Origin of the sequence: Neorhizobium galegae (genome assembly GCF_021391675.1) — a bacterium.
In the GTDB taxonomy this organism is placed as follows: Bacteria; Pseudomonadota; Alphaproteobacteria; order Rhizobiales; family Rhizobiaceae; genus Neorhizobium; species Neorhizobium galegae_B.
Genome location: NZ_CP090095.1, coordinates 1,265,772 through 1,284,150, shown reverse-complemented (window position 1 = coordinate 1,284,150; position 18,379 = coordinate 1,265,772). Strand labels below are relative to the sequence as shown.

Below are 18,379 nucleotides of genomic sequence, written 5' to 3'. Positions count from 1 at the left end.
ACAGCTCATAATGGAAAGTTGAATTCTGACAAGCCGCACCGCCTTTGCTCGGGAAATCATGGCTCCGCTGCGTCGCAACTACTGATCGCAGGAAGCACTGGTTAAACGTTGTATGTTCGCGGAATGGTATTGCGGAAGTTTCGGACCCGCTCCATCCTGTAAATCAGATGACAAATTTCGCCGGCGCAACCACGATGTCGACTAGCATGTTAGAGAATCCCGACCGCATGACCTCACCCGAGCGCATAACCATACTGCATATCAGCGACTTCCATTTCAGCGGCAAGAAGCTTCGAGACCAGAAGATGGTCGTGGATGCCTTGCTCCAAGACGTCAAATCACAGTGCGTCGGCAACAAAACGCCGGACATCATTCTCTTCAGCGGCGACCTCACGAACGGCCCTCCCGTGGACGAGCATGCGGCAGCTTACGACTTTCTGCTCGCTCCGCTACTGAAGGCAACGAATACCACGAACGAACGGCTTTTCATCGTTCCTGGTAACCACGACGTCCAGCAGGACACGATCATTGACTACAAGGCTGAACACGTAGAGTGGCAGGCGAAGGCCGACGATCTCGACAACATCAATGGTTTCTTCGACAAGGGTAAATTCCAGCCCGCCCATGCTGCGAAATTCGCGAAATATCTCAACCTGCAGGCGTATATATCAGGCAGCAAGGCGGTATTCGAAAACCTCTTCTGCACAGTGACCTACATCGAGGCGTTGAACACGAACGTCGTCGTTCTAAACTCGTCGATGCTTTCGACCGGCGGGCACTCCGACTTCGGCGCCGATGAGGGGAGGATGGTAATTCCCGAGTTCGCGATTGAGGAAGCGTTGCCGTATCTCACCGACGGCGCATTCAAGATATTCACGACCCACCACCCGCTCGCGGCTTTCACGGAAACGGGCGGCGCTTACCTCGGCCGCATCCTCGAAAAGCATGCTGACCTGCATCTGTTCGGGCATATGCATGACCCCAAGACCAAGCAGGTCATCGGCTTCGAGGGCAAGCTCCTTTCGAACCAGGCAGGCGCGGTATTTACCCACCGGAAGCAATGGTACAACGGCTACGCGATCATCAGCATAGATTTCGAAACAGGCTTCTCGCGGACGTGCCTGCGTTCATATTACGCCCAACGCTGTCAATCGGCGTCCAAAATTCCCCCCTTATCGGCATCCAATTTTGCCCCCCTGGTGGTGTAGATCAGCGCTTGGCCTGCCCGGCGCTGGCCGGGGTTGCAGAGGGTAGGCCAAGTGCGGGTGATGATCGTCTTCGGCTTTAGCCTTGAGAGCGGTTCTTGAAGCGCCAGGACTCGTTTCCGGTTTCGACAATCTCGCAATGATGGGTCAGACGGTCCAGAAGTGCTGTCGTCATTTTGGCGTCCCCGAACACTGATGGCCATTCGCCGAACGCCAGGTTCGTGGTGACGATGATCGACGTGCGCTCGTAGAGCCTGCTGATCAGATGGAACAGGAGCTGACCTCCGGCCTGGGCGAAAGGCAGGTATCCGAGTTCGTCGAGGATGATGAAGTCGAGACGGTTGAGATAGTCGGCCGTCCGCCCTTGCTTGCCGCTACGCGTTTCCGTTTCCAACCGATTGACCAGATCGACGACGTTGAAGAAGCGCCCGCGTGTTCCGTTGCGGATCAACGCACGGGCAATTGCGATGGCGAGGTGGCTCTTTCCGGTTCCCGTGCCGCCGACGAGAACGACATTGCGCTGATCGGCGACGAAGGTGCCGGTTGCCAGCTCCCGCACCAGGGATTCATTGACGGGCGTATCGGCGAAGTCGAAGTCATCGATGTCCTTGGCGAGCGGCAGCTTGGCGATGCTGAGCTGGTAGCGAATGGAGCGTGCCTGCTTCTCGGCGATCTCCGATTGCAAGAGATCGCCGACGATGCGCGGCGGTTCGTGCTGCCGTTTGATGCCGTTGCCCATGACCTCGTCGTAGGCGCTGCGCATTCCATAGAGCTTCAGCGTGCTCATCAGTTCGAGAACTTGCGTGCGTTCCATCAGCTTGCCCTCCTGAGGCTGTCATAGCGTGCGCAATCGGCGACCGGTTCATGGGTCAGACGCAGCGCATCCGGGGTTTGCAGGGTTGCGGCCGGAGCCGGATCACGGCTGCGGGCCAGAATGTTGATGATCACCGAGGCTGAGCAGACGCCGTGATCCAAAGCCTCCTGGCAGGCAGCATCGACAGCCGCCAGACCGTCGGTGGGAACACAGCCGAGGATGGTGACCATCTGCCGATCACCATCATGGACGCTCTTCAGCCGCCGGCGCACTTTCTCCATCGCTGCGGGTAAGACCCATTCCCGGAACGGCGCACCATTGCGCAAAGCACCGGGTTTACGAGCCAGAACAGGGACGTAATGCCAGGGATCGTAGATCGCCTCGCCACGGCCAAAGCAACGAGGATGCTCACCGACGTTCACGCCGTCCTGCCTGATGACGATCTTCTCGGCATAGGCGTGAACCTCAACAGGGCGGCCGACCGCCGTCGATAGGACCGAGTATTTGTTGTTGTCGAAGCGGACCGTGCAGGTCTTCGACACCGAGGCGGGAACGCAGTGGAAGCCATCGAACGGTCCAACGTAGTGCACCAGGCTGCCGCGCTCCTCCTCGAAAATCTGCCAGATCATCCGCTCGGTCTGCTCGGGATGGCGGTGTGCCTTGGCGTAGGCGACGCATTTGTCGAGCAGCCAGACGTTCAGCTCCTCCAGGCTTTTGACCCGTAGGCGTGGCGTGAAGAAGCGCTCGCGCACGAGACCGACCTGGTTCTCGACCTGTCCCTTCTCCCATCCGGATGCGGGCGTGCAGGCAACGGGATGGACCAGATAGTGGCTGCACATCTGCAGGAAGCGGCGATTGTATTGTCGCTCCTTGCCGACGAACACCGCCTCGACCGCAGTCTTCATGTTATCGTAGATGCCGCGCGTGCAGGTGCCACGGAAGAAGGCGAAGGCCTTGTCATGGGCATCGAACACCATCTCCTGGCTCTCACGCATATAGGCTCGGGCGAACATCATCCGGCTGTGGCAGAGCCGGACGTGCGCGACCTTCACGGTCGTTGTCACCCCGTTGACCAGAATGATCTCGTGGCTCCAGTCGAACTGGTAGGCTTCTCCTGGCGCGTAATAGAGGGGCACATAGGCTTCCGCCGTCACGGCTCCCCGGTTCTTCGCCCAGGTCTTGGCGTATCGCCGGATCGCGTCATAACTGCCATCGTAGCCGAGTGCCCGAACCTCCTCGTAAATCCGGATCAGCGTTAGCCGTTCACGCGACGGCTTGCCCTCATTGGCAACCAGAAACCGCTCGATCTCGGCCTTCCAGGCTCCGACCCTCGGCAGCGGTTGTCGCTCGCGTTCATAGGCAAAATCGGTCTCGTCGGAACGCAGAATCTTGCGAACCGTGTTGCGCGACACGTGGAGTTCCCGGACAATCTTCTTCACCGACCAGCCCTGCACATGGAAGGCCCGTCGAACACGCGCAATCGTATCCACTCGCTTCAACTCCCGCTCCATCCGCCGTCAAAAGCCGGATGGTCAGATGAAATCTGAGGGGGGCAAAATTGGACGCCGATTACCCCGCCAACGGGGTCAAATTTGCACGCCGGAACACAGCTCTATAGGCAAGCTGGCCTAAATCTGAAGCAGGAAGGTGCTGGCGACAGACCTCTTAACTTGGGCGTCATAAGGAAAGACGGTTTTTTGGATACTGGACCAGCGTCTTGGTGGGGACGACTTCCCGAAACAGAAACTCTACAACCAGATCCTCGCGACGGCGATCGGTGGCAAGATTGCCGCCGACGCAGCCGAGCTTGACGACGTATACGAGACGGAACGGCGGCTGCTCTACGTGGCTTGCACCCGAGCAGGGGACATCTGGTTCTTACCGGCCAGCGGCCGGGGTCTGAGTATCTCGTCGACTTCGCCGAGTAGCCGCAAAACGTAACGGGAAGCGGAATCGTCTCCGCGCCGCGGTGGTGTCGGGCGTCTCGCTGCTCGCACTTTGTTTAAGTCTTGGTAGGTTTCTTGCGTTTTGATGCTCACGGGCTCAAATCAGATTTGGGTTCGTTTCAGTGCCTCAGCGATAGCTGCGTACATGCTAAGCTCGTCCTGAATAGACACACCGAGCCTATTGTTTAGGAGATGGCAAAGATCTAAACGCAAGGATCGAAGACGAGATCGATTTTGTCTATCGTCTAACATCAGCTTCGACAGCAGACCTTCAACTTCTGTTGCCCAAAATGAGTACAGTGTCTTGGTCGTCCGAAATCTTCTACTGATGTTGTTTAACCATTGAACTTCATTTTCCTTCAGACGGGGCTCTATAGACCATAGTGACTTTGCTGATGCCAGAAGGTTTTGCAGTTCGGCAATGGGGCAATCTTCGTCAAAAGGTGCTAGTAGGCCTGAGTATGATAGCGCGTATGACTCGGCAATCAGGCGCTCTCGCTGGTGGCCTACCCTAGTTAGTACCTCAAATGCGATTGCACTAGAGGCGCAAAAGTGCCTTTCGAGGTCCTCTCTGCTCCAAGCACCATATCGATATTCATCGTAAAAATAGTCGCGCTCCTGTACGGCCCCGCTCGGCATTAGATCCTCTGCAACCTCTGACATACCGAGGCCAAGATTTTCGACCCTAGACATTCGAGAGATTGTTTCGGCATACGTCTTTTCGCGCTCCCTCCTCGGTTTGGGCAACCCGGCTACAGAACAGATCAAGGGGCGTAGTGAAGCAATTTCGGCCTCGGTCGAAAATAGTCTTAAGCGGATATGATTACCGCCGTTCCAATACCTTACGAAAAACCAAGGAATGCCGTGGCTCGAGGCACGCTCGAGACACGGGCGCAGGGCCATGACGACGTCACCCAAGGGACCGTCCGAAAAAAGATGAAAGGAATGCCAACGACTTTTCACCAGAATAATTCGACTATTGTTTCGGTGACCGGTTCGCTCTCTTTGCTTAGGGTCGGGAGCGATTCGGTAATCGAAATCTCTGCGCCCATCCTCCCAATGTGCTTGCGTAACAGTTCCACTGAGGCTGGATTTTGCCAATTTACAAACAACGGCTTGTGGGCAGAGGCAGTGCGTCTATTCGGTGCAGAGTGTGCGAGCAAGCTCCTAACAAAACATTGGGACGGTAATCTGCGCTCGTCGAGCCACTTCAAAAGCTCTTTCGCCCGCAATACAGGGTTGTTGAGTTGAAGGATGCTACATAGCTCAACTGTGGCGACACAAGAACTGCTCCGCATCACGACTATTGGGCCTACGGTCAGACGGGGGTAGCGTCGCACTTGTTGGTGGGCCAGTGGCGGCATCCTAGCTTCGAGGTGTTCTAATAGAGGTAGTTCGGGACAAAACGCAGTTCCAATAGCGCATAGGAAACGATAAAGCGGCGGAGTATGCTGTGGCCCAATAGTACCCATGGGGATCGGAACCAAGTACTTTCCACTCAGACGATCCATCATAAACACCCGATGCTCGCGTTCGTCGAACACGACACGAACGTCGCCAAATTTAATATTGGGATCGGCCCCAGTTCGCTTAAGATCTGAAGGGTGAATTAGGCGTCGCGCGGTCACCCGCGGGTTGACCTGAGGCTCGAATCCAAAACTGCCCACAAGCTCGATAAATTCATTCGACCCTTGTTGGTTGACGAGATTGGTGCGTAGTAATCGTAAAAGCTCCGATGCAGAGTTCGGCCCATGATCATCCGAACTCCATCTTGCGAACATCGCTCCATACCCTGGCAGCACGCGATCAAGAATGAACCGTCTATCCAGAATATGCCCCGAGAATGCGGAGCTTCGCATAACGGCGGCACCGGGTCGTTCGGCTGCGTAGTTTTGAAACAATTCGCTGACGGAGACCTCTTGGCCACATTCGACTTCAAGTATCGATGCCAGCTTTGATATGAGTTCACCTCTCTGGCGCTTCATCTCCTTATAGCCATGCGTCTCTGACTCAAAAGTCAGAAGAGCGTTGTTGATCTTTGAATGCTGCCAGAACTCTTCGAAGAATTGAAGCAACCCAGTTTCGCCATTCTCACCCCATCTGCTTAAAAAAAACTCTGAGACAGAATCGATCCACGCCATTTGATAGTTGAAAAGATGTAATATGTTGCAAATTGGCATAAATTCACTGGGCGGAGGAACTATGTCTCTTTCAGTTGTCATTCCGCCTTTCGCACAACTATTATTTGCGTGGATCGCTCCGAGGTGTTGGTATTCAAAAGCGGAGCTATTAGGAAGGTGACCGTCACACCGAATCAAAAGACCCAGCTTCTCAAGCCGAGCTATCAAATAATCGGCATCACTATCTTGGAGGGAAAGGACCATAGCGACTTGCCGCTTGATTTTTAGATAATCCGATGGGCCGAGGGGAGCCAGAACGGATTGCAAGAGAAGTCTCCATATTTCGGGCAGATACATCGTATTGAGAGCATCGTCGCCGGTATGCCACTCAGTGTCAAAGTATCGAGCTTCTCCAGTCTCTGGTTGGATCTCAATTGTTGGGTTTACGATCCACAACGAGTTATTAGCATTGGCTTGGCCCTCTTCGCAGCAGATTGCTCTCGACTGGTCTAGCGTTGCGCCACACCGCCTTGGCGAGTGTATGCTCTGGACGTCTGGGAACGTTCCGACTGTTATGTGACCCAACCCGGCAAACGGGTCAGCCTTCGTCAGCCCTCTGACAGCATAAGATACGAGTGATAAGCCGATACGGGAAAGCCCATTCTTTCCAAGAAGAGACGAGACTTTAGCATCCGCAAGCCGCGGGTTCAAAACTCTCAACGACCGCTGAAGCGGGAAGGATTTGCTCAGTTCATAGGCTCGGTAGCCTACGCTGGCAATGCAGGCAGAATATAAGGCAGCGACCTCAGCGTGGAGTGCATCGCGCGTTTCCAGCAGCATGTTCCAAGAACGCATCCCGGACGATAAGGTTGTTTCGATGTCGAGAGATTCAATGCTGACCGCAGCGTGGTTGTGGATACCTCTTTTCGCAGCCAGCAAGCGTCGACGGAGGTCGGTATCTTGTTCACCTCTTACACGTTTGAATATTGCGTCGGCAAGCCCTGCAGCGGCATCGGTGATTCTGTGCTCGAGTCCTGAGAGTTTAATGAGCTCGCTATGAAACTCAGTTTCAAATATGCTCTCAAACGACGATCCTCTTATGATCGCCCGCCTCTGAATAAAATAGGGTGCAAGTACGACCGTAGCTTTGTTTCTCACTGTAGGCCTGAGGTCCAACTCTCTGACAAGCTGCGGCGAAGAGACAGTGGAACCACAAATCCATCCGAAATATATACAAGTTCCTGTGCTTCCAGTGCCGTAAAAAATCTTGCGATGGTCGAACGCCCGCCGCCGCCTACTTCCAGTATTTGATCGAGTGAAATTCCGCCCTCTGCCAACTGCCACAGACGGTACTGCAGCCCGGCCAACGTAACAAAACGCGAGTTATTTCGCTGATCAAAGATACGAATAAAACCGGGACCTCGCGCATGTGTCAGGGAGCGAGGAAGAAGAGATTCTCGCCAAGATACACTGAACGACGGATTTTTGGGGTCGTAAGTTGGAGGACTTAGATGAAAAAGGCGAGCGGCGTAGTTCGAGTCGATACCGGCAATTTCTGCGAATTCACGCAATAACCAAATCACTTCGATCGCGTATTCGTTGGCTGCTCTTATCGCTCGCAAAACCATCACATCTCGATGGGGCAACTGACGCCACTGGTTTGGGTCGGACAACGTTACTTGTGTTACGCCCGCTGTTGACAACTCTTTGAGGTTATACCGCGTGGCATCGCTCAGCCGAAGTTGGCACCTAATCGAAAAAGCCAACGATTGACGGGATCTAGCCGTCCTGAAATTGGACATAAGGTCAAGCGTTTCCGGGACAGACAGGTCTATCAATCCCAAGTCAACACTCAACGACTGATCGTCAGCCGCACGTTGTAAATAAAAATCAAATGGACTGATTGATACGACCATTAGACGCTCGCTTCCACCATTACTGTTTTGGCGAACACGGAACGATTTTTCTTTTGCAGTGTCCTCATACTACTGCCGTCGCCCTCGAATCGCAGAGGCGTATTGACCAATTGTCCTGATTTCGAGCGGTAGATAAATCGCTTCGCTACCAAGTCTGACAGCGTTATCCGGATCAACGCATCATCGAAAAGCGGGCTAAGATTACTAACAAGTTCGTCTACCGTTGTTAGTTCATCACAGGCGGCGAATACTTCATGCTCTATTCCCAATAATTCAACCTTGTCCGGCATTCCGCAATTCAAGCTCAGGACGCGCTTGTCAGTAATCACAGTGAAACCGGGACCCCGCTTCTGAACTAGCGATTCCGGAATAAAGACACTTCGCCAATCATCCAAAGCGTCCCGCAGGCGGCGATGCGCAAGAAGTAACTCCTCTGACCACCCTCCCTCAAGTTCGTAGTCGAAATAAAACGCGATCTTATCAAGATCAACAGTCGGGTCTGGAAACAACTGTTTGTAATACGGCCTAGGGGTGATATTCGTGACCCCATAACTCTCAGGACGTTCGTGATATGGCGCGTACCTATTGACCTGCATCGGGATGTATCCGCCCGCGTGCAGCGGAGGGATGTGATGCATATACGGGATCGCATCCATTATTTCCTGGTAATCCTCGACAGTCTCCCCAGGGTTTGCATAAATAATGTTCCATGCAACAGAAATGTGCTGCTCAGCGAGAACTTTCAGGCACTGCAATTGCCTCGCAGCCGTCGTTCCCTTGTCCATTAACTCTAGTATGTGATCGCTAAAGCTTTCGATCCCAGGCTGTACTTCACGGACGCCGCCTTTTCGAAAGATGACGGCGTGTTCTCTTCGGATGTTTGATTTGCATTCGAAAAAAAACGCTATATCACTCTCGTCACGCTCGCGATCGGCCGCAAGTGCAGGCAATAGAGTTTGATAGAACCTATAGTTAATAATACTATCGACAGCAAACATGTCAGGCAGTGTGTGCCGTGACGTCAAATATCGGATTTCTTCAAGAACGCGTTCGTCCGATTTTGACCTAAATCGCATGATGTCATCACCAATACCACAAAAAGTGCAGTGATGTTTAGCTCCCCACCAGCAGCCACGTGATGTCTCAAACGGAATGAACGGCGCGATATGTTGCACGTCGAATAGAGAGAGTTGGTCAAAGAAGGGGTCGAAATTGGGCATCGGCAACGAGTCAAGTGAGTGAAATGGCGTCGGACTTCCGGAACTCACTACCTTTCCATCGTCGTCACGATACCAGATACCAGGAGGGAGCTTTTCGCCCACCCCTTTCGTTCTTATGTGTCGGACAAGTTGCGTGATTGTTCCATCTACCTCTCCTTCGGCAATATAATCAACGACACCTCCGAACGATCGTAGAATTTCCTCACCCATCGGGCTGGATGTATTGGGACCACCAAACACTATTGAGCTGTTCGGGCTTATCGCTTTTATGCGCTTTGCAAGTGCGAGTGACGGCACCGTCTGCTGCATCATGACGGAAAAGCCAATTACGTCGTAGGCTTGCCAGTCGACATTGCTAGCAAGATAGTCAAGCAAGTCGCCAGCCGCAGAGACAACCTTGGTGAAACGATCCAGTGGGTACAAAGAGGGATCGACCGCAAATGGGGCAATATAATCTTGCAGCAGCTTTGCCGCCACTTCAATCTCGGTATCAAAATAAAACGGGGTGAACGCGATCTCGCTAACCGGCAATCGGGTTAGCTGGCGCTCGATGTTAATGTCATCTTCGAGAAACTTTGAAAAGATAACATTTGCAAAAAGCTGATCACATTCGATACCATCGCGTCTGAGTATACTCTGCAAGAGCGTAACTCCGAGCGCTGGAAATTGCGGGGGTGACCAAGGCATTACCACAAGCAATACTTTACAATTGCCGTTGTCACTTACCGCAAAAGGTCTGGGCCATTTGTCCAACTTCGCAGGCATTTATGTCGCAGCGAAAACTAAAATTACAACAGTAACGATGCTCGCGGGCTTCTCTCCTTGAGAACTCGCCTCACCAGGCTCTGTAGCAAACTTTCTAACCTCTCTCACAGTTAGATTTTCTAGCCCAGAAAGCATCTCAGGAGTTATATGTGGGGCAATACCATCGCGAAGTGCGTTAAGTTGTCTTGTAACGTCATCATCATTCATCGGACTTCTCCCATATAAAAAAATATGAAAATCAACAAATGCGCGCATTCATCATTCTATGACAACCGAAAAAAGTCAACAGATTAGTTTACCGTAATATTCCCTCCACAGAGCCGCTAGTGAACGTCTACTAGAACCCCTCTATTCTAGCACGTACAACGACGTCTTAACCTTCTTCCCACGTGCCGGTGCTATTTTCTCTCGAACAGTAAGCGCGCATAACCGCATAACGAAGAGAGAGGAAACCCGATCGCCGTGCCCTCGAGTCGAGCGCCTTGAATATATCCGTGACTTGAGCGTACCGGGTCGATGTAGGTGTCACCGGCCGCAATGCACGGTCCCCATCGACGCTCGATGATGTCGTCATTCCGATAACAAAGGGGCCATCAGGGGCGAGGCGCGCGACGACGATCGACAGCAGACGTGCCGCCACCGTTACCGATTACCCGGACATAGGAATCGCACCACCACCAACCGAGATGGTTTCAACTGGTAAACCAGGGCGGACACAGCGACAGCCGGTGGCCAAGGGCGTGTGCGACAGGATGGGCCGATCCGATGCAGTTCTTCATGTCATCCGTCATACATCGGTCGAATCCGAATACACGCGCCAGTGTTGACCGCCTTCGAGATGAGCCAGTGCAGCGCGACGCGGGCGACATCATCGCACCCCGGTCGGCGCTCGGCCTTCTGCCTCTCCCGCAGCAAACGCTGCCGTTCCTTTTGTTCCGCGTTCCTTAGATCCACTGACTTCCTGACCATGAACGTCTCCTCTGCCATGTCACCCTCTCATGGTCAGGGGCTCCGGCTGCCTGTATACCCGCGCTTAAGGATTGCACTTTTGCTTGGGTTACTGAAGCCCGCGAACGCGCGCTTGGCGTGGCAGGGGTGCGAACAAATACGACGCTTGGTTGCAGCGTAAATATTCGCTCACCTTCAAGGTTTTATAACAGCGAATGCTGAAGAACCAAAAACGTTTTGCAGACTTGGGCACGGCAAACTGCAACCGTCCTACGCATCATCTCCCGTTGCCGCTCAATCAAATTGATCGCATGGCGACGAACGGATCGGCGTCGGGATCGTAAAGCACGGCCCTTGCCGCAGTCACGATGGTAATACGTGGTGTCGGAAGCACTGGCTGGGATTCCAGTTCTTCAGCATGTTCACCGCACCGCGTGGCATACATCATCCCATTATACGTGAGACAACCCCGGCGACCACAATGCTCGCAAATGTGAAATGAACGAGCCTCGGCCAATCCATAGGCCCGATCTATCGCCGCGACGCCCCTGTTGGGAATCTCAGTCGTTCGGAAATAGATTCTCAATGCTCCGAGCTTCTCCTTGATCTGAAGCAGATGAAACGTCCCGCCCTCCGCCGCGACCACTTCCTCGACGGTTGCGAAGAACGCGTAGATAATGTCCGCCCAGCCGTCTCCACATTCGACGCCGAACGGTAGATGGCTCAAGAACAGACGCGGATATCGAGCCGCAATTTCTGAAATTCGGATCATGAAAGTCGTCCCTTGATCGGGCTGCAGAAGGATTGCATGACCGTCGAATCCTTGGGTGAGTGGAGCGATATCGCCATTGCTATGCGCCGCACGGCTACGATTTCTCGATCCGCATCTTGCGGTCGACGACGAGTTCTGCCGACAATCGCAGAAGCCGGGCCTTCTCCTTCGCCATTAGTTCCTTCGCGGCGCGATATTCGCGTGCAAGGATTGCGTCGACCTCCTGTCGAAGTTCCGCGGACGGCACAAACCGATTGTCAACTTTGGAGGCGTCCACCTGATACCGCAGCGACTTGCCCAACCCGTAGCTCCCGACGAACCGGTAGGCGAGTCTCGTTGCCTGGTCGAGGTCGCTTCCTTCGCTGCCGCCGGCGCCGATAGACCTGACGCCGAACACGACGTCCTCGGCAGCAGTTCCCCCGAGGAAAATTCTTATTTTTGCCAGCAAATCCTTTTCCGTCGGAAGTGCTGCATTATGCATCTCATACCGCACACGCCCTCCATCTTGGATGGGGGTGCCTTCGACCATATGGGATTCAACCCGGATATCGATGACATCGGCCACTCCGGACGACATCACCATGAGGGCGTGCCCCATCTCGTGCACACAAATCCGATGAAGCACAGACTCGGGAAGCGGAAGCTGCGCGGGCAGCGACGCCTGGACATCGCCGGTGGTGATCGACCCCTTGCGAGCTCTCGCAGTTCTCTTCGCCTTGCGGGCAAGCTTTTCGAGATCGGACGCGGTCGCGAGCGTGAGTTTGTCCGTAAGTAGTCGGAGGTCCTGCGGCGAAAGGATACGATCGAGATGATACGAGAGTATCTCCGACCGCTCGACGTCATCCGGAAGATCAAGATAGACGTGCGTTTCCAGTCGGCCGGACCGTAAGACAGCCGGATCGATAAGCTGTGGATGGTTGGTTGCTCCGATGAGGATCGCGCCTTCTTGCTGGAAGAGTTGCGTGACCAACTCGAGAAACCGGTTGATCACATTGCCCTCGTAGTAGGCGTGGTCCTCTCTCATCCTGCTCCGGTCGCCAAGTGAGTCCAGTTCGTCGACGAAGAGAACCGCACCCTTGCGCGAACCGGCGTCGGCGAAGGATTCGGACATTGCGCGCAACAGGTTCCCGAGGTGGCCGTCCTTCTTCCCCTGCCAGTCGCCTACGCTGGTCGAAATGAGATCAAATCCCAGCTCGTTCGCCAGTGCGGTGGCGAAGAGTGTCTTGCCCGTGCCTGGAGGTCCGGCAAGAAGGAAACCCTTGTCGACGGCCGACCAGTCTAGCCCTCCATCGCGCCAATCCTCTATGTCCTGTCCAAGGTCTGCCGCCCACGCGCGCGCGGGGCGATAACCCGGAAGATCGGAAAGCTTCGGTCCTCGGTCAGGAAGCGCCGCCGCTGCTGGCCTCTCAAGAAGCGAGAGGTCGAAAGTTGACAACGAATTTCGTGCGGCGAGACCGGTCACGATCTCGGCTTCCTGTCTGGAAATCTCGTTCGCGACGTCGATCGAGACGTCTTTGCCCCCACAAACCCTACGCGCCGCCCTGAAATGCCGACCGTTCGGCGGAGCGACATAAACGGTCTGATCAGCAGCGAGGACGAGAGCGTTTGGGAAGGCGCTTAGCGAAGGGGCAAGGTAGATCGCTTGATGCTCTGGACGAATGATTGAGACGAACTCGGCATCTTTCGATTTTGACCGAGAGGAGTGCACGCCGTACACCTGAACCGGCGTTCGAAAATCATCAAAGCTGAAAACCTCGCGACTTGCGGTCAGCAACAACGATGCTGCGGCCTTCGCGTGCCAGATTCAGTTCTTGTCAACAATACAGAGCATTATGCCCTTTGCATTCTGCTGAAACTGTGGCGTCTGACGAAGGGCAGCTTTTAGCGCGCAGGTCATCATGAACTTTGCGGGGTTTCGCCGAAGTTCGGAAAACTCGACGGGAGCGATACGGTTCTTCATTAATAGGTCTCCGAGCCGCCGGCGACGGCAAATTGAAAACAAGGGCTCAGGGGGTGGAGGGAGAAGAGAGGCGGCGAGAACGGGTGCAGGTTTCAATGTTTGCCAAGATCGACTGCGCGCTCAATGCGATACCAACGCGAAAGCGTGCGTGCGAAAAGAAGTCCCCCCACTTCGCACGTTGCCCAAAGTTCAGATGTCATGACCCGCTCACCGTCTGAAAGGCGTGGGTGACCTGCAACGAATCCTCGCAGGCAGACCGCAGCGCGTTTTCCGAAAGAGGCGTCATTGATTAGCGGAGCATCCCCGAGCCGTGAAAAATCGAAGGCACCGTCCCGAAGAGCTGCAAGGTCTGTTGCAAGCGTTTCTACGATTTCGATGTCGGCGAAGAATTTTGGAGAAGGCACGGGGCACCTATTAGAAACGTGATTCGAGTTAAGGGCATCAAGGATTCGCTCAAAATCATTCTTTCAGGACGCCTTTTCGATCTTTGTAGACGCCTTTTCATTCTCGGCGTCAACTGATTTGATTTAAGGACGGGGCAATGACATTCAATCCTTATGAGGGTGCCCCCGTTAATGCTAAAAGCAGCAAGAGAGCTTCTTGGTGAAAGCCAGGATGCGATGGCGCTTGCGAGCAAACGTTCGAGACGGGCTATTCAGCGTGCGGAGACCACCCCGTCGTCCCCCGCAGTGCACCGATCGCTCGTCGACTACTTCAAGCGCCGTGGTCTGAGATTTCTGCCGCCGCATGATGGTGAGGGCTGGAGCATCATCGAATCAGCGGATACAGGCGAGAGCGATGTACCAGCACGCCTAATTCGGGCCGCTCGAGTGGGGTTGCAACATTCCCAAAAGTCGTTGGGTGTCGACGCCAGTTTGAGCGTGTCCACTGTTCGGAGGGTCGAGGCTGAAGAAGAATCGGTAGAGCGTGAGACGCGCCTTTTCTTGGTTCAGCATATCCTGTCCAAGGGAGTTGAGTTCATTCGGCCTCAAGGGCTGGCAGGTTGGGCGATACGGTGGAATTCAGTGCAGGACGATTCAAAAGCAAGAGCACCGCGGCCGAACCTTCGTGGACGTAAGCAAAATTCGTCCACGCGGTAGTGCAGAAATTTTCAGTCGGCTGCGTCAAGCGAAAGCCGCCTTTTGGAAGCCGCTCTCAAAGCCCACTCCTTCGCTTCGCTACGGAGCAGGTCCGACGCCCCTTCGGGTCGTAAGAAAAACGGACGGGCTAACGCCCGACATTCTTTTTAAGCCGAAGTCGGACCGAGCCAGCTCAGCAATGAGGCACCGCTGACCCGGCCCGACTTCGTTTTAAGCGGAATGCGAGCGCGCTCGCATACTCTTGTTTTCTTCCTTTCCCGAGAACCAGCATGCCATGACGGAAATCGAGGTCAACGGATCTCGGGCTACGGCCCTCGACCGTCCTCCGGCCCTTCGGGTGACATCGATTTCCTTACATGGCTTGCGAGGCTTATCGGGACGGGGAACATCAGTTCCGCCTTACGGCGGGTTCGATCCCCTCCGGGGGATCGAACAGGGAACAACTTGTCACCGAGACCTTCAACAAAGCTGCCCAAACCGATACATATGTTTTTGCCCAGTTTCCTTCCAAACGTGAAAAGGAAAGCCGCGGAAATTCAGATGGTTCGCAAAGCGCCTCTTGCAGGTCGCAAAGGACTTGTCGCAACCCGCGGTTACCGTGAACGTGTGGCCCGCCGCAACCGGCTCCTCCAGCGGCAACCAGAAAGTCAGCGCCACCGAACCGTCCGCGCTCTTTTCGTGCGCGTCGACATCGACCGCCACGCCACCCGCAAACGTCAGCACGCCCTGCCGAAAGAAATCGCTCGCGAAACCGCCGAGGCCCGAGACGACAATCCGGCTGGCATCCTTCACCGCGATCACCGCCCCCTCGCCCCGCCACAGATCAAGGTCTACACCACAGCGTGCATCCCCGAGGCTCGCGTCACAGCGCCGGTTATAGACGCGCCCCTGTGGCTGGCTCAGCCGATGCGCCAGGCTGCGCAGCTCAGCGCGAAACTGCCCGCCGGCGCGGGAAACCTCGCCGATCTCCCGCACGTTCAAGAGAACATGCTGATCCGCCGCCGCCCAGTTGACGAGAAACAGTTCCACCCGCGCACCGTCATACCTGCCGGTTGCCAAATCCTGCTCGCGGATCGCCGCATTCGAAAACCCACCGGCCACCTCGTCGGCACCCGCCGAAAGCCCCGTTGCCGCTTCTGCCTCGCTTGCCGAAAACCCGCTCGCCGCCAGGAAGGTCGTGCCGCCGAATGTCAGGTCATGGTCGTGTTCGGTAAATCCCAGCACCGCCCGGTCCCGCCGCGTCACCCGCCATGCGTGGCAGGTGGTCGTTGCCTCCTGCGCCAGATGTTCGGCCAGATCAGCCGGTATCGTTCTCATGCCAAAACCTCCGTCAGCGGAATGGTCGGGATGCGCCCGGCATCGAAATGCGCGAGATTGACGTCGATCCGGTCGGTGTCGAACCGCACCGGCACGTCGAATTCGTAACCCGCCCGCACCACCGCGCCGATCGCCGGAACATGGCCGGCGGCAAAGGTGACGATCCCCGTCGCCGCATCACCGGAAAAAGCCTCCGGCGCTTGCGCAATGCCGTCCACCGACAACGCGACCGTTCCTGCAACCGGCTTGACGATCCGCCGGACCCAGCTCCCCGCGCCATCCGCGTAGATTTTGACGAGCTGGAACGCTGCAGTCTCCCCGTCGCCCGTGCCGATCGCCTGATCGGTCGCCGATACCGCCTCGCCCGGTGCGCAGGATTTCCAGTCGACCGGATCGCGGAACCGAAAGCCGTAAAGCTGCCCGCCCCGCGCCTCGAAAAATTCCAGCACCGCATAAAGATCGGTGAGCGACTTCACTCCCGAACCGGCATCATAGTTGCGCCTTGAATCCCGCCAGCGCTGGTTACGCTGCTCGCGCCCGTTGGAAAGATTGACGATATCGGTGCGCCGCACCGGCCCGCCGGTCGCCCCGAGCGCCAGGCGCAACGGGAACCGAACCTCGTGAAAACCGCTCATCTCTCATCCTCGCAACATCATCGTCACAGGCCGCGCCGTCCGCGCGAAACACTGCGGGCCAGCATGGCGGAAATCTGCCCTTCGCTTTTCCGAAAGCTCGCGGCGTCGCTTGCCGTCACGTTGAAGACGATCTGCGGCGTGGCGCCGCCGGCCGTCGCAACGCCGAGCGCGCCGTCCGGCCCGCGCCTGAGCGGCAGGATCGCTTCCGCGCCGGCCTCGCCCATCAGGCCCATATCGCCGCCCATCGGGAAGAAGCTCGGGGAGCGCACGACACCGCCGTCGGCAAACGGCGTCACCGACCCGACAAGCCCGCCGATCGCACTGCCCAGCATGTTTTCGAGCGGCCTGAGGCCAGCGGCCAGCGCGATATCCGAAAGCCGGTTGCCGAGCCCCTTGAGTACGTCCTCGAGCCCGCGCCCGCCTGTCGTCGCGGACCTGAGCGCCCCGGTCAGCGCCGCGCCGAAGCGCTGCGAACGCACTTCGAGATCCGCCATCACGCCGGTCAGTGCCTCCGCGCCGGAGAGCGTGCCGGCCAAGCTATTGTCGTCTTCCATGGTGAACTCCCTTTTGTCGCCGCGGCCCTAATTCACCCATCCGGAAACGCCCGCATCAGCGCGTCCAGCCCGGCCTTCTCCAGACCCGCGCCACGTCCCCTCAGTCCGCCGGCCATGGCAGAAAACTCGACCGGCGTCAGCGCCCAGAAATCTCTCGGCGGAAGCCGCAGCAGGCAGAGGCCGGCATGCATCACCGCATCCCACGGAAACGGTCGCCTCGCCTCTTCGATCGCAGTGTCGGGAACTCCTGCTGCGATCACTCCGAATCCCACTGCGGCATTCAAGGGTTTGCCGCGGCCTCCCCGCACGGCGCCCCAAACGTCGCCGCCAGCAGATCGCCGACAATCCGCGCGTAGCCTAAAATTCCACCCTCGATACTCATCGCCGCCACCTCGTCGTCGGAGAGCAGATTGCCGCCGCCCCTCAGGCCGGCACCGATCAGCCGGATCATGTCCGCCGCCTTCAGCCGCCCGGAGGAAAACCGGTCCGCCAACCCGTTGAGGTCGCCGGCCGCAAACGCAGTTTCCAGCTCCGCCAATGCGCCGAGCGTCAGGCAGAGGATGCGGCGCTCGCCGTCGATCACCGCCTCCACCTCGCCGCGCCTGCGGTTCGCGTGTCCGCCCGCCATCACAGCACTCCGAAGGTCAGGCTGCCGGCCGATTCCAGTGCCAGTTCAAAGCGGATCTCGCCATTGTGCTCGCCGGAATATTCGAGCGCCGTCACCTGGAACGGTCCGGTCACCGTGCCGAAGGCCGGGATCAGGATCTGCCAGGCCAGAATGCTGCCGGCAAAAAACGCGGCCCGCACCAGCGCATCGCTTTCCTGGTCCTTGAAAATACCGGCGCCGGTCAGAGAAGCGCGCTGCACGCCGGCGCCGCCCAGCAACTCACGCCAGCGTCCGGCGCTTTCGGCATCGGTGATGTCGACGGTCTCGGCATTGAAGGCCAGCCGCTTCGAGCGCAACCCCGCCACCGTCAGGAACGCGCCGTCATTGTCGATCTTCAAGAGCAGATCCTTGCCCTTCTGCGCCACCATGTGGAAGTCCTTTCCGCTGTTGTCCGTTTGTCGCTTCCGCGCCGTAAAATGCGGTGCTAGAGCACCGGGCGC

General features: G+C 56.4%; 16 protein-coding genes and 1 pseudogene. 1 reads left to right on the top strand and 16 read right to left on the bottom strand.

The genetic code is table 11. The annotated features are described in order from the left end of the window. Positions 1–227 precede the first annotated feature (227 nt). Positions 228–1,208: a metallophosphoesterase family protein gene (locus LZK81_RS06400; protein WP_233955556.1), complete on the top strand. Its 981-nt coding sequence runs from the start codon at positions 228–230 to the stop codon at positions 1,206–1,208. A 76-nt stretch (positions 1,209–1,284) separates the two neighbouring features. On the opposite strand, the gene istB is transcribed toward LZK81_RS06400, so the two are convergent. From istB to LZK81_RS06325, 16 genes and pseudogenes are all read right to left on the bottom strand, one after another. After that, on the bottom strand, positions 1,285–2,019 hold the full coding sequence (gene istB, locus LZK81_RS06395) for an IS21-like element helper ATPase IstB (RefSeq protein ID WP_046611191.1): 735 nt from the start codon (positions 2,017–2,019) through the stop codon (positions 1,285–1,287). 5 nt (positions 2,020–2,024) lie between these two features. After that, positions 2,025–3,518 (bottom strand): annotated as a pseudogene (istA, locus tag LZK81_RS06390) (IS21 family transposase); the annotation flags it as partial. 549 nt (positions 3,519–4,067) lie between these two features. After that, complete coding sequence (locus LZK81_RS29410) at positions 4,068–4,868, bottom strand: lantibiotic dehydratase C-terminal domain-containing protein (RefSeq protein ID WP_418936496.1); 801 nt, start codon at positions 4,866–4,868, stop codon at positions 4,068–4,070. A gap of 56 nt (positions 4,869–4,924) precedes the next feature. Next, positions 4,925–7,243: a lantibiotic dehydratase family protein gene (locus tag LZK81_RS06385; protein ID WP_233955555.1), complete on the bottom strand. Its 2,319-nt coding sequence runs from the start codon at positions 7,241–7,243 to the stop codon at positions 4,925–4,927. Further along, positions 7,240–8,001 (bottom strand): DUF5825 family protein, encoded by a 762-nt coding sequence (locus LZK81_RS06380; RefSeq protein ID WP_233955554.1) that lies wholly within the window; start codon positions 7,999–8,001, stop codon positions 7,240–7,242. Before LZK81_RS06380 ends, LZK81_RS06385 begins: the two co-directional genes overlap by 4 nt. Then, the gene (locus tag LZK81_RS06375) at positions 8,001–9,863 is read right to left on the bottom strand and encodes a RiPP maturation radical SAM C-methyltransferase (RefSeq protein WP_233955553.1); all 1,863 of its coding nucleotides are present in this window, start codon (positions 9,861–9,863) and stop codon (positions 8,001–8,003) included. The genes LZK81_RS06380 and LZK81_RS06375 overlap by 1 nt, the downstream gene beginning before the upstream one ends. A 123-nt stretch (positions 9,864–9,986) precedes the next feature. Then, positions 9,987–10,193 carry a hypothetical protein gene (locus tag LZK81_RS06370; RefSeq protein ID WP_233955552.1) on the bottom strand — a complete coding sequence of 69 codons (207 nt, stop codon included), beginning with the start codon at positions 10,191–10,193 and terminating at the stop codon, positions 9,987–9,989. A gap of 573 nt (positions 10,194–10,766) precedes the next feature. Further along, positions 10,767–10,973: a hypothetical protein gene (locus LZK81_RS06365; RefSeq protein WP_233955550.1), complete on the bottom strand. Its 207-nt coding sequence runs from the start codon at positions 10,971–10,973 to the stop codon at positions 10,767–10,769. A gap of 259 nt (positions 10,974–11,232) precedes the next feature. After that, complete coding sequence (locus LZK81_RS06360; RefSeq protein WP_233955548.1) at positions 11,233–11,706, bottom strand: hypothetical protein; 474 nt, start codon at positions 11,704–11,706, stop codon at positions 11,233–11,235. Between the two features lie 94 nt (positions 11,707–11,800). Further along, complete coding sequence (locus LZK81_RS06355; RefSeq protein ID WP_233955547.1) at positions 11,801–13,483, bottom strand: AAA family ATPase; 1,683 nt, start codon at positions 13,481–13,483, stop codon at positions 11,801–11,803. A 1,742-nt stretch (positions 13,484–15,225) separates the two neighbouring features. Continuing rightward, complete coding sequence (locus tag LZK81_RS06350; RefSeq protein WP_233955546.1) at positions 15,226–16,083, bottom strand: DUF2163 domain-containing protein; 858 nt, start codon at positions 16,081–16,083, stop codon at positions 15,226–15,228. Then, entirely contained in the window at positions 16,080–16,718 is a 639-nt protein-coding gene (locus LZK81_RS06345) for a DUF2460 domain-containing protein (RefSeq protein WP_233955545.1), read from the bottom strand. Before LZK81_RS06345 ends, LZK81_RS06350 begins: the two co-directional genes overlap by 4 nt. A 23-nt stretch (positions 16,719–16,741) precedes the next feature. Then, positions 16,742–17,272 (bottom strand): phage tail tape measure protein, encoded by a 531-nt coding sequence (locus tag LZK81_RS06340; RefSeq protein ID WP_233955544.1) that lies wholly within the window; start codon positions 17,270–17,272, stop codon positions 16,742–16,744. A 32-nt stretch (positions 17,273–17,304) separates the two neighbouring features. Beyond that, positions 17,305–17,532 carry a rcc01693 family protein gene (locus LZK81_RS06335; RefSeq protein WP_255392918.1) on the bottom strand — a complete coding sequence of 76 codons (228 nt, stop codon included), beginning with the start codon at positions 17,530–17,532 and terminating at the stop codon, positions 17,305–17,307. A 20-nt stretch (positions 17,533–17,552) separates the two neighbouring features. Beyond that, positions 17,553–17,900, bottom strand: a complete 348-nt coding sequence (locus LZK81_RS06330) for a gene transfer agent family protein (RefSeq protein WP_233955543.1) — start codon at positions 17,898–17,900, stop codon at positions 17,553–17,555. After that, complete coding sequence (locus LZK81_RS06325; RefSeq protein WP_046611658.1) at positions 17,900–18,307, bottom strand: phage major tail protein, TP901-1 family; 408 nt, start codon at positions 18,305–18,307, stop codon at positions 17,900–17,902. Before LZK81_RS06325 ends, LZK81_RS06330 begins: the two co-directional genes overlap by 1 nt. Positions 18,308–18,379 lie beyond the last annotated feature (72 nt).